The sequence below is a fragment of the Shewanella violacea DSS12 genome, from assembly GCF_000091325.1.
Taxonomy (GTDB): domain Bacteria; phylum Pseudomonadota; class Gammaproteobacteria; order Enterobacterales; family Shewanellaceae; genus Shewanella; species Shewanella violacea.
In genome coordinates this window covers 457288-470110 of sequence record NC_014012.1, presented here as the reverse complement: position 1 = coordinate 470110, position 12823 = coordinate 457288, and the positions used below count along the sequence as shown (strand labels likewise).

Sequence of the window (12823 nt, the reverse complement as noted above, 5' to 3'; positions counted from 1 at the left end):
TACCAGCACAGAAGCTGGAAGCTGGAAGCTGGAAGCTGGAAGCTAGAAACGAGGAAACGAGGAAACGAGGAAGCGAGGAAGCGAGGAAGCGAGGGAAATAGTTACTCATTCAGCCGGGCTAGAATTTCATTAGTGAGCTGACTACTGAAAACCATAGAAAGATGTAGAGCAACGAAGAACTTCTTATTCTCAGCCAGCTCCCAATGTGAACTGGTACTTGGCACTATGGTGCAGTCTATTGATGTTCTGTAAGAATACAGCTTAAGGCCATTGAGCCGGTCTGCGGATTCATCTAAAGACTGGAGCAGTTCACTATCAGGTCTAAGCTGTTTCATGGCTTTCGATGGATAAGGAAGATAAGCCATATAGCTGCCAGCATGAGGGCTAGAAATGGTAAATAAGTGACTCGTTCTTGCATACCCATCCAGGTTCTGCAGGTAATACCTAGCAACTATTCCCCCCATACTAAAGCCGATAATCACTATGTTTTGATTCTCACCGTATTCATGCTCTATCTGACTCTTTAAGCTCTTGGCGGCATACTCGACACCATAACGTCCATCAAACGGCTTTAATGTCGGGGTGAAGCACTCGAATCCCTGAGACTCAAATTGCTTCCTCATCCAAGTCATCACAGATCCAGTATTGAAAATACCATGTACTAAAACGAGTTTTGGCTTTCTCTGTATTCTAGTCATAGGCCTGTACATCTCACCTTTTATCATGTCTAACGCCGATTTTGGCGCTCAATTTTGCTATCATTGCGCGGCAACGACTACCTAGTATCAATATTAGCCATTTAAACGAGTTATTTACCATGTCTATCTCCACATTATTAGCCACAGCTTTCGAAAAGCGACAAGACTTGCTTGTCCAAGCGAAAAAAAATAACACAGATTGTTACCGAGTATTTCATGGCACAGTCGAAGGCATCAATGGCTTAAATATAGATAGATATGGCCAAGCTTGGTTAATTCAGAGTTTTCACCAGACATTGACTGCAGACGAGCTAAAAGAGATTAGTGAGTCGCTGACTAAGGTCGAAGACCTAGCCATTATTTACAACGATCGCGCCGATAAAAATTCCCGAGTCATGAACACACTAGATGTCATTACCCATGACTTCGCCAATCAAGCTCAGGTGATGCATGAGAATGGCATCAAGTTTACCTCTAAGCTCAGACATGAGGGACAAGATCCCTTACTGTTTCTGGATATGCGCGCGGGTCGTGAATTCGTCAAGGCAAACAGCCTGAATAAAACCGTACTCAATCTATTTTCCTATACCTGCGGCATAGGGACTGCGGCTGCAGTCGGCGGAGCCAGCAGGGTGGTGAATATAGATTTTTCATCCTTTGCATTAGCCGCAGGAAAAACCAATGCCGAGCTTAATGATGTCAGTGATGTCTGTGAATTTGTCCAAAGTGATGCCTTCCCAGCCCTGCGTCAGCTAGCTGGACTTAAAGTCGGTGGACGTAGAAACCAGAAGCTACCTAAATACCCTAAAATGCCTAGGACTCAATTTGACTTAGTATTTCTCGACCCGCCGCGTTTCGCTAAGAGTCCTTTCGGTATCGTCGATCTTATCAATGACTATCAGAGCCTGTTTAAGCCAGCACTACTGACAACAAAACCGGGCGGTAGTATTGTCTGTTGTAACAATGTCGCTAAGGTCGAACGCAATGCCTGGTTCGATGCCCTGGTTCGTTGTGTCGAAAAACAGGGCCGCTTAGTTACCAGCCATACCTGGCTCGATTGCCATCAGGACTTCCCTTCATTCGACGGTAATCACCCACTTAAGATGGTTTCTCTGGTAATAAGTTAGCCTGCATTTTTGCTACCCACTAGTGTAAAGATAAAATTGATTACACTAGTGGCATCAGCCAACAATACGCCACATCCTATATTTCCTCCGCCTTTTTGCGTATTAACATTGATTAACTCTGGTATTTTATATAAATCACAGAACTTATCACCTCCCACGCAAGCCTCGCCAACATTAGCAACTCATTGATCACATTGACATTACATCCACAGTGTTTAAATATGGAGTTGTTAAAGAATCATCCTCTAAAATAAGACTTTCAATGACTGAAACGGATTTCAACATATGACAGCTAATTTTTTGTCTATGTTAATAATTTGCTTCAGGCCTACATTTCTCGCAAGAGTCCGGTCGAACCTGTCGCTTTAAACTAAAAATACTACATATAATAAAAATAAGAGTATCTGTTTATGTTACCGACACACGAACTCAATCGAGTTGAGGCTTCCAAACAGCCACATGGCTCAGTAATTAACACCAGCTTCCTATCTGTATTACTGCTGTTATTTATCTTCCATATTCTCACCTTAAATGCCCAAACCAATTTAGACACCTTCAACTGGTTCAATGAACTTGGTGCAAGTCTACCTAGCTGGTTACTACTCAGTGTGACCGACCTTGGCGACGGCATTACAGCTGGAGCCTTGATCTTGATTTGCCTCACTTATAAGCCCCAATGGCTATATCGAGTCATAGTCACCACTCTTCTGTGCGCAATATGCGTGCACATTTTTAAACAATATTTTGATGCCCCTAGGCCTGCAGCCTTGCTTGAGGTAATCAATATAATAGGTAAGGCTCGCTATGAGCATGCATTCCCCTCAGGACACACGACTACAGCCTTCGCATTAGCGGGAGTTATTTGGCTATTGGCCGATAAGCTATGGTGCAAGCTAAGCGTGTTGATGTTGGCGGTTGCCGTTGGTCTTTCTCGTATTGCGGTTGGGGCACACTGGCCTGAAGACATAGCCTTTGGCGCGATATTAGGCTGGTTATTGGCCTACCTTGCTTGCAGTGCAGCACCACTATCGACACTAAGACTCAAGTATCAGTATTGGATTATCTTTGCCCTATCCATGATAGTGCTAGTGAGTGAGTTAAAGAATTTAGGCAAAGATCCTTTCTCTGTTCTCCTGCTGAACCGCTACCTAATCATCACGGCGCTTATCTCTCTTACCGTCTACATGTGCAGCAAGTTTCAATTTAAAGATAAACAAACCCAGATAAGGGAGAGCTAGCTCTCCCTTGAATATCTATTTCCTCTCCCTTTATCCTCTGAATTAAATGGATTAAAGTCCACCTAAGGTGAGCTTGGCTGGATCTAATAGTTTCTCTAGTTCCTCACGAGGAATGTTAGTTTCCTCCTCGGCTACATCCAGCACGGCCCTGCCCTCTTTATAGGATTTCTTGGCAATTTCTGCGGCCTTTTCATAACCGATAATGGGATTTAGCGCGGTCACTAGAATAGGATTACGAGCCAAGGCTTTCTGTAATTGCGCCTCGTTAACCTTAAATGTCGCTATAGCCTTATCTGCCAATAGGTAACTGACATTCGCCAGCAAGCTTATGCTTGAAAGTAAGTTGTCGGCTATCATGGGCAGCATGACATTTAATTCAAAATTACCAGCCTGACCGCCTACAGTAATGGCACTATCGTTACCTATGACCTGAGCCGCGACCATAGTGGCCGCCTCGGGGATCACGGGATTGACCTTACCAGGCATGATAGATGAACCAGGTTGTAGGGCTTGGAGCTCTATCTCCCCCAATCCCGCTAATGGTCCAGAATTCATCCAACGTAAGTCGTTAGCTATCTTCATCATAGATACGGCCACAGCTTTCAACTGCCCCGATAATGAGACAGCTATATCTTGTGTACCAATATGACTGAAAAAATTACTTGCCGGAGTAAACGTGAGGCCGGTAGCCTGACTGAGCTGATGGTTAAACTCCGCGGCAAAATCTGCATGGGCATTGATGCCAGTCCCCACAGCTGTCCCTCCTTGGGCCAGACTCTGTAATCTCGGCTTAATCCCATGGATCAGATCTATATTCTGTTCTATCTGACTCGCCCAACTCAGCAGACTCTGACTCATGCGCACAGGCATGGCATCCATAAGGTGAGTACGGCCCGTCTTAATGTGATGATCGACTTCGGCGGCCTTGTGCTTAATCACTTTCACCAAGTGATCGAGTGCTGGTAATAAACAATTATCCAACTCCATGGCGGCACTGATATGAATACAGGAAGGGATGATATCGTTACTGCTCTGACCATAATTGACATGATCATTAGCCCCTACGGTTTGATTAGCAATTTTAGAGGCCATAGTGGCTAATACTTCGTTAGCATTCATGTTCGAGCTAGTGCCCGAGCCAGTTTGAAACACATCCACCGGGAAGTGCTGCATCATGGCCTTATCATCGAGTAACTGAGACACAGCATCTGAGATACCATCAGCCATATCTTGTGGCAGCAACTTCAGCTTGGCATTAGCCTGAGCCGCAGCTGACTTGGCCAGGAGTAAGGCACGAATAAATGCCTCGGGCATTCTCTTGCCACTGATAGGAAAGTTATTCACCGCTCGCTGTGTTTGAGCTCCATATAGCGCCGAAGCTGGCACCTCTAGCTCTCCCATACTGTCTCTTTCAATACGTGTAGTCATGATCTTCCTTTCCATTATTACTTACTAATTAGTTCAATCAGTGGGCTAAACCAGATTGGAAAAACTGGCTAGTCACTCTTAGCTCATAGAAAAGTTGTTCTAACTCTTGTTTCTGAGAGTCACTATCAACCAGTCTAGACAAGGCACATAAAGGTTTATAGATGTTATCCAAGCACCACAAACGCCAATGCCCTTCGAGCATGTCATCAGCTAAAGTATCGAGCAATAATCGATACTCTGCCACATGGAGTGACCAAGCAGCATGTTTACAGGCTCCCATAAGGGTTAGTTCCATGGAAAACCAGATCAAAACCAGGCTAGGGTTATCGACCTCTTCACCATGACGGATCTTATGACGTAGCACATTGATGGCAGGATCTTGACTATCAAACTGTGGAAAACATTGGCACATACAGACCACTTAATACGAATGGTAATTACTATCATTAACTGGTTTTATACTCGATATGTCAATGGTATTTACTCAGCGAGGCTCAAACATGGTCTGCACTGAGTTATGGGCGACGACTTTAGATTTTGACAATTCATCGGTGATATCACGTACCTCGACTTCTTTAACGCACCAGAGTATCTCCATGATCTCCTGCTCTGAATCGGTCAATACAGCTTGCTTCTTTCTCGCCATGGTCCCATCCGATAATTTATAATTAGTGGAAAGTTTAAAACTAACGAATTAGTTTTAATGCTAACAAATCATCAAATTAGGATCAGCTAATTAATTAGTTTTTAATATTTGGAATTATTTCAAACATTACCTATTAACTTTAAAAGTATTTTTTATTAAAGGCTTATAAAGTTTAAAGGAGCGATATATAGCTCCTTTAAACTTGTTAACTCTAGATGATAGGATTACAGCTAGTTATCTTCCCTATGAGACTTGGCATACCAATTAGCTAAGGGTTGTGCCGTCAATCCATGGGCAAAGATACTCATCAATACGGTCACAGTTACTACAGAATAGACGGTCTCAAAGCCGTCTATTGAGCCCATCTCATGGGCCACGATCAACACATAAAGGATAGAAGCTATCCCTCTAGGCCCGAACCAGGCGATAAAGAACATGGTCGACAGGTCCAACTTGGCACCTATTAGACTGATGATAACCGGCAGCATACGCAGCACAGTTAGACTTAAGAAGGCGTAGAGGACAACGTCTAAACTGATATGAGCCAAGGTGATAGGCACAAACGCCAGTCCAAACAGGAAGAAACTCACCAAGACAAACAGCTCGCCTTCGGTTTCGGCAAAATCTTCGATATGCTGTCTGCTTATCTCACAGGTATTACCGGCATAAAGCCCGGCAAAGAAAGCCGCGATGAAGCCATTACCCGACAGAGACTCCGCCAGATAAAATGACAGTATGGCTAATGCTATGGGGATCAAGTTCTGATAACTTGACTCCATCCAATTGTTTTTTACAGCTTTAACCGTAATGGTAGTGCCCAGATAACCTACAGCGCCGCCAACCAAGGCACCGAATATGATCTGCTCGAACACATAGCCAACCCAAGAGCTATCAGCGGCCTGAGTCAGGCCACTGCTGATCATGGCCACTACGGTTAATACTAGAGGGAAGACGATACCATCGTTTAAGCCACTCTCCACATTGATACTGGAGCGTATCTTCTTCGGCACGTTAGGATCAGACACCACAGCCTTACCCAGTGCCGCATCCGTAGGCGTGAGTAATAAGGCTAACAAAATAAGATAGATCAGAGGTTCATCGGGGAAAATCAAACTCCCGACATAGGTACCAGCAAGAATAGTGATTGGCAGACCAATAAACAGCAGCCTGGCGGGGATCTTCCAGGATTTTCGCAGCAAGTTAAGATCCAGCAAAGCCGCATCGGCAAAAAGTACAAGCACCAGAGCAATTTCGACGATAATCGTCACAAATTCGGCATTGACCTCCACCTGAGTAATATTAAACCCGAAGGGAGAGAGCAATAGTCCGAAGCTGGTAAACATCATGGGACCAGATATATTTTTCTGGGATAATGCCTTAGAGATATAGCCATAGAGCAGCACAACCAATGCAATAACTAAAATGACTATATGTTCGCCCATACTCAATTCCTGGAAAGTTAGTTTTTGTTTATTTTTCACTGATGTAGCGAATAAAATAACAAATCCTGCCCCCATTAGCTAACCTTGACTGGACCCTTCATAAACTGAATACTGCCAATAAAGAGATACTCGCTAGCTGATACCTATCAGAATCATTACCTAACGATAATCACATCTTCCGAATTCACATTCAGTTCGGACCTGTGGCAATCCAGATAACGGCTACGCTTCTTATGTTTGAGTTTTTGTAGATCCACTAAGACCAGACCATCTATGCAATCACCAAATTCAGCATCGATACCGAAATCCAGAAACTGCACCCCACCTGGATCGCATAGATCGCCATATTGCTTATAGAGCGTCGGCACCGCAGTATTCATGCTGGCTAAGGTTTGCTTTAGCACTTTGAAGCCTAGAGTATAATCCAGCCCATCGAACCATTGCGCTAATTGAGATTCTCGCGCCTTAGTAAAAGTGTAAGGTGAATTAGAGCGAACCAAGTCGGCCCCCCCTTTAAATTGAGTCTGGTAGAAATATACCAGCATCTCTTTAGCCTGCTCAGGTAACTGATCACTGATGGAAACCGGACCAAACAGATAACGGATCTCGGGATGCTTGGTTAAATAGGCCCCAATCCCCATCCAAAGATAATCCAGGCTGCGTTTGCCCCAATACTTGGGCTGCACGAAGCTGCGTCCCATCTCTAATCCCTGTTCAAAATAAGAATTAAATTCATCGGAATATCGGAATAGAGATTGGCTATACAAGCTCTCTGTACCTATTTGCTGATGAACTTGTTTAACACTGGCAAACCGATACGAGCCCACCAGCTCTAACGCTTCTCTATCCCAAAGGATAATATGCTGATAATAAGCATCATATTTATCGGTATCACGACGCTTACCGCTGCCTTCACCAACCGCCCTAAATGCCACTTCCCTGAGTCGCGCCACCTCGCGCATTATTGGGTTAGATCCTGAATGCTGATAGAGAAATATCTGCTTATTGTCACTGGTCTCCCCCAGTAACTCACAGGCCTTGAGTGCCTGCTGTAATTCACTTCTGGACTCAGGATGAGCGATGGCATTTTGGGTGGTGAACAAGGGACTAAGATTCTTGCCGATACGATAAAGGTGACTTTTCAGCAGTTTTACCTTGGTCTTCAAGGGGAAGTCATTGCTGTTTACAGCCTCTTTAGGGATCAATTGCCCTATCCTAATCGGCATGGTGCGCTTGGCCTGCTTAAACATCTCTTTGACCAATAACAGGCTGGCTAGTGGCTTGTAGATCATGGAAGCACCATAAAATGCCGCCGAATTTTTAGCATCCACATAAATGGGTAACAGAGGCGAGTTACAGGCCTTGGCTATTTTCAGGAAACCGCTATGCCAGTGCAAGTCGGTCACTCCATAGGGCCTGAGACGAGAAACTTCTCCCGAAGGGAAGATAAGCACGGCTCCCTCTCCCCGCAGATGTTGGTGAATGTTTTCCAGATGCTCTTTTGGCGTTCCTCCGGTCATGTTACGTACCGGCAATAATATGGAATGCAGAGGCTCCAGCGCCATCAAAAGCTCATTAGCGACAACCTTGATATCGGGTCTTACCTTACTGATGAGTTTGATCAAGGCCAGTGCATCTAAGGAACCTATGGGATGGTTAGCATAAATCACCACCCGCCCTTCACTGGGGATATTCTCAATTTCACTGCTGGGCACTGAGTAAGTAAAATTAAAATTAGCTAAGATTTGCTCAACAAAGTCGACGCCTTTTAGATAGGCATATTCGGCGGCAATGTCATTACACTCTTTCTCTTTGAGTAGATACCTGAGTATGGCCTTAGTCGGAGCTGCCAGCCAAGGCGTTTGATTCAGCTTAGGTAAGTTTTTTTCAACCATATTATCGACGGTAAATATCATCCTTGAACCTCTCTAGGCAACCTGCTGCTTTAATGATTTACACTTATTGTTTAATGAGATTGATGCGGTAACAAATGAGGTGTTTGTCTGTTCATCCCACTTGTGGAGCTGTAACTCTCCGCGATCCGACTCGGCGATAAAGGTGCAGTTTTCCACCCAGTCACCGTCGTTGGCATAAAAGAGTTTGCCCTGTTGAGACAGTTCCGGCTGATGAATATGACCACATATCACCCCATCGACCTCTTGATCTTGGGCATAACTGACAACAGCGGCACGAAACAGGCCAATGGCCTGCTGCGCCTTATTAACTCTGAGCTTTATATAGCTGGCCAATGACCAATAAGGGTAACCCAGGTGAGTACGGATTCTGTGCAGCAGCCTGTTGAGTACCAGTAAGAGATCGTAGAGTCGATCTCCTAGCCTAGTTAACGCCTTGCCTACACAAACCTGAGAATCGAACTGATCGCCATGAAGCATTAAAATTTTGTGGCCACCGAGTGTGGTATGAATATGCTCCTTGGCAATAGAAACATCCCACAGATTAAAACCAACATAGGCTTTGAATGGTTCATCATGATTACCCGGTACATAAATGATCTTAGTGCCATTTTTGGCCATGATAAGCAGCTGCTGCAACACCTGATTATGGGACTCGGGCCAATACACCCGCCGCTTCATCGCCCAGATATCTATTATGTCGCCGACCAAATATAGGGAGTCGGTGTGAGTCTGTCTCAGGAACTGCAACAGATATTCGGCCTTACAATCTTTACTACCAAGATGAATATCTGATAACCAAAGGGCATTGAAGCTGTGTTTTAGCAGCGAACCTGAGTTAACCTGAGGTTGAGATTGATTGTCGGTTATCCGTCTTATAGACATAGCTTGATCACCATTCTCATTATGTTTTCCCACAGGGTATGGGGAGAAGTTGACTAAACCATGAAGGAAATATTGCAAGTTTATGATCAAGCAATTCATTCATCGCTAAAGAGCTCTGAACTATACTCAACATCTGAGGTTATCTTTTAAAATATAGCGATCACAGCTCACTGGCATCAGGCCAGGTGAACGCCATTAAGATGAAGTTTATCCCTGGTCAATATTATCTTTGCTGCTGGATATTGAAGGCACTGCGGTTTGTGGGAGAGGTCATGACCCCGGTGAACGTTCTGGCTTTAGACTGAACTGAGCCAGCCAGGTTTTTATGGTCTATTGAGCTCGGCTAGCGAACACAGACAAGGAAGCCACCATGGCTTGCTCTCTTATGCCACAGAACATAGAACTTATACCTTAGATCGGCTCGAAGTGAAGTGATAACAAGAGGCTAACGGGTTTAGGTTAGCCTCATTGTTACAAGTTAGCTTATTTCGCTAAGCAATAGCCTAAATCCCTAACCCGTAACAAGCGTTCTAAGGGTTAACCATACAGGCAGAGGTAAGCAGTTTGTGTCTCAACTTTCACCTGAAATTTAGCATCACCAGCCACATCAAATTGAGTTCCGGCATGATAAGTCTGCCAACAATCACTGCCTGGCAATAACACGGTCAATGCGCCAGATACCACTATCATGACTTCCGGTGCCCCTGTACCAAACTCATAATCGCCAGGTTCCATCACACCGACAGATGCCGGTTTATCCTTTCCCTGAAATCCGATAGATTTAACTTGCCCTTCGAAATACTCATTTACTGCTAGCATGGCGCTGCCTCTTGAATCATTGGATGAGTTATTTTTAGCACAGAGAAGTAAACCAAGGGGATATTTTATTGAAAAACCAACAGAATCCGCAACACAGTTATCGTTTCAATAATGAATCTAAGTAAAATCCATTGAATCATCAAAAGTAAGCTAAATATCTATATTTAAGTTCAATTATTTCATAGGGAAATATAGCCAGTACTGCTTATGCCAAAATAGCTCTGGCTGGCAGCTAGTCACACAACTGGACCAGATAAGCCCTAGCAAGATATTGACCGACACTGACCTTGAATATGATCAACATAGGGATTTCCCTGCTATCACCTAAGCGATTATTCGACACTAGCGCGCAAAAACAGGAGTATAGGCCTCTTAGGTCTCAATTCTCAGCAGCTGAGAATGAGCGTATGATAAATAACACTGAAAGTAACAGGCTGAATTGATTATGGGACAAACCGCACTAGTATTGGGCGCAACCGGAGTCGTAGGCCGTGAGCTTGTCGAGCAGCTAAGTCAATCAGCCTATATAGATAAGCTAGTTGCGATAACTCGGCGCCCCATAGAGTACGACTCGAATAAAATCACCAATTGTGTGGTGGAATTTGACCGACTAGAAGAGTACTCATCTGTCTTCAACGCCGACATTATCTTCTCCTGCTTGGGCACCACATTGAAGCAGGCAGGCTCAATCGAACGCCAAAGACAGGTAGATGTCGACTATCAATATTTAGCCGCCAAATTATCCCACATCAACAGAGTTGGTCATTATTTGCTGGTATCTTCTAGTGGTGCTAACCCTAACAGTCACAGCGCCTATTTAAGCATGAAAGGCGAATTAGAGACTAAGGTCATTGAGCTAGGCTTTCAGCGACTCAGCATCATCCAGCCTTCGTTGTTATTGGGTGAGCGTACAGACGTTAGACTGGGTGAGAAGCTAGGCAGCAAATTGCTTCCCCTTATCTGCCGACTGCCTGGACTGAAAAAATACCGCCCAATCACAGGGAAACAAGTTGCCGCTAAGATGTGTGACATCGCGAGTCAGGAAGACACCTCGGGAGCAAGTAAGCTTCAATACTATCGACTCGATGAACTGTTCAGTTAAGGCTTACTTTCAAATTGAGAATCAGTCTAATTCGATCTAAGCTCAGTCATATTCTGTATCGACTCGATGAACTGTTCAGTTAAGGCTTACTTTCAAATTGAGAATCAGTCTAATTTGATCTAAGTTCAGTCATATTCTGTATCGACTCGATGAACTGTTCAGTTAAGACTTACTTTCAAATTGAGAATCAGTCTAATTCGATCTAAGCTCAGTCATATTCTGAAGGGGGTAAATCAGCCTTAAGATAGCCCTGCAAGCCTCCCTCCATAAAGTAATATTCCAGTAGCCCCTCTTTCTCTAACAGGTATTGTAACCAGCGGGTTTGTTTACCTACCGCGTCGTAGATGAGTAAGGTCAAACCATCCTTTTTTGCTTTCTTAACTAAGCCGAGTATTTTGTCAGATGACGCAACCCGAGTGATTTTAGTCAATATAATCACATCCCGTTGAAAGTGCTCCCTAATGTCTATCACCATGGTATTTTTACCTATTGCGCCCACAAAATCATCTGGAGTAAGTAGATGAGCCTGACGTAACTTATTATCGATTAACTTATCCAGAGGAACTGGGCTCTCACCCAGCAATACCGCCGCATCCGGATGTGCCTTAGTCCAACCAAGAATGCCCAGATCAAAGGTCGAAACATCCTTGATACCAAACTTAATAGCCTTATCTGAAGCCTTATAGGATTTTACACAGGTGATCCCATTACAATAAAACACTATGGCTCTTAGATCCTTTTCTCTAATTTTCATCAAACGAGTGATAAAACCAGCGTTAGATATTGAAATATTGATCGCATTCTTAATATGTAAGATATCGAATTCATATTTAGATCTGACATCCACCAACACGGTCGAGTCTAACTGCCGATACAGTTCTTGATGAGATATAGTGGGGATCTTGGGGTATTTTTCTCTGAGAGGGAATTGAATATCATCGGCAGAGAAAGCCAATGGAGTGAAGATAATCACAGACATAAGACTGATGCAGATTAACCCGATAAAACGAGAAGCTACTTCTCCTATCTGAATCACCACAACTGCCCACCATGCTGAGAAAACATAATCAAAATTGGCTTTCAATAAAGTTTAGTCAGCATAGACATTAGGTGCAAACATGCGCTTAATCACTACCTAAAAAACCAGCTCAGCTGTTCGCTAAAAATAACATACTCAGATTGACCTAGTGCGATGAGATTAGCATCAGTATCTGGAGAACTCGGCAAGACCCAGTTGTCACCAATGACATTAATAGAGTCCAAAATGACGCCCTAGAGCGAGCTATGATTGTAACTTCAACTGCCAGTTTGATGCGCTCGCCTGGAAATGTGTGCACTATACTCAACATCTGGCTTTGCCTTTAAGGAGTTCGCCATGTCAGATATGCTCGCATTTGAGCATAGGGGTCACTTCACGCCTAAGTCAGCAGCCAATTGGAGCAATAGCTGAGGTTCAGGCACTTGTATATACAGCTTGGACAGATAAATGAATATTGACCTTAGTGGTTCTCATCGAGAAGCTAGC

The 12823-nt window shown here is 44.1% G+C and carries 12 protein-coding genes; 3 read left to right on the top strand and 9 right to left on the bottom strand.

Going from position 1 to position 12823, the window contains the following annotated elements:
* Window positions 1–101: 101 nt before the first annotated feature.
* Window positions 102–698: an esterase/lipase family protein gene (locus SVI_RS01865; RefSeq protein ID WP_013049684.1), complete on the bottom strand. Its 597-nt coding sequence runs from the start codon at window positions 696–698 to the stop codon at window positions 102–104.
* Between the two features lie 119 nt (window positions 699–817).
* Between SVI_RS01865 and SVI_RS01860 the strand changes: the two genes are divergently transcribed.
* Window positions 818–1825 carry a class I SAM-dependent rRNA methyltransferase gene (locus SVI_RS01860; protein ID WP_041419580.1) on the top strand — a complete coding sequence of 336 codons (1008 nt, stop codon included), beginning with the start codon at window positions 818–820 and terminating at the stop codon, window positions 1823–1825.
* Between the two features lie 410 nt (window positions 1826–2235).
* Window positions 2236–3063, top strand: coding sequence for a phosphatase PAP2 family protein (locus SVI_RS01855; RefSeq protein WP_013049681.1), 828 nt, complete (start codon window positions 2236–2238; stop codon window positions 3061–3063).
* 51 nt (window positions 3064–3114) lie between these two features.
* Here SVI_RS01855 and SVI_RS01850 read toward each other — a convergent pair whose 3' ends face one another.
* The 7 genes from SVI_RS01850 to ppnP all read right to left on the bottom strand — a co-directional run bounded on the left by SVI_RS01850 (window position 3115) and on the right by ppnP (window position 10196).
* The gene (locus tag SVI_RS01850) at window positions 3115–4491 is read right to left on the bottom strand and encodes a class II fumarate hydratase (RefSeq protein WP_013049680.1); all 1377 of its coding nucleotides are present in this window, start codon (window positions 4489–4491) and stop codon (window positions 3115–3117) included.
* 37 nt (window positions 4492–4528) lie between these two features.
* Window positions 4529–4903, bottom strand: a complete 375-nt coding sequence (locus SVI_RS01845; protein WP_013049679.1) for a hypothetical protein — start codon at window positions 4901–4903, stop codon at window positions 4529–4531.
* A 72-nt stretch (window positions 4904–4975) separates the two neighbouring features.
* Complete coding sequence (locus SVI_RS20975) at window positions 4976–5137, bottom strand: BlaI/MecI/CopY family transcriptional regulator (protein ID WP_013049678.1); 162 nt, start codon at window positions 5135–5137, stop codon at window positions 4976–4978.
* A gap of 230 nt (window positions 5138–5367) precedes the next feature.
* A complete protein-coding gene (locus SVI_RS01835) occupies window positions 5368–6579 on the bottom strand; it encodes a cation:proton antiporter (protein ID WP_013049677.1) in 1212 nt (403 codons plus the stop codon).
* A 155-nt stretch (window positions 6580–6734) separates the two neighbouring features.
* Window positions 6735–8495 carry a GNAT family N-acyltransferase gene (locus tag SVI_RS01830; RefSeq protein WP_013049676.1) on the bottom strand — a complete coding sequence of 587 codons (1761 nt, stop codon included), beginning with the start codon at window positions 8493–8495 and terminating at the stop codon, window positions 6735–6737.
* A gap of 12 nt (window positions 8496–8507) precedes the next feature.
* Window positions 8508–9377, bottom strand: a complete 870-nt coding sequence (locus SVI_RS01825) for a UDP-2,3-diacylglucosamine diphosphatase (protein WP_013049675.1) — start codon at window positions 9375–9377, stop codon at window positions 8508–8510.
* Between the two features lie 537 nt (window positions 9378–9914).
* The gene (gene ppnP / locus SVI_RS01820; protein ID WP_013049673.1) at window positions 9915–10196 is read right to left on the bottom strand and encodes a pyrimidine/purine nucleoside phosphorylase; all 282 of its coding nucleotides are present in this window, start codon (window positions 10194–10196) and stop codon (window positions 9915–9917) included.
* Window positions 10197–10641: 445 nt separating this feature from the next.
* Here ppnP and SVI_RS01815 point away from each other — a divergent pair, with 445 nt between their 5' ends.
* Window positions 10642–11298: an NAD(P)H-binding protein gene (locus SVI_RS01815; RefSeq protein WP_013049671.1), complete on the top strand. Its 657-nt coding sequence runs from the start codon at window positions 10642–10644 to the stop codon at window positions 11296–11298.
* Window positions 11299–11506: 208 nt separating this feature from the next.
* Here SVI_RS01815 and SVI_RS01810 read toward each other — a convergent pair whose 3' ends face one another.
* A complete protein-coding gene (locus SVI_RS01810; RefSeq protein ID WP_013049670.1) occupies window positions 11507–12337 on the bottom strand; it encodes a rhodanese-like domain-containing protein in 831 nt (276 codons plus the stop codon).
* Window positions 12338–12823: the final 486 nt, after the last annotated feature.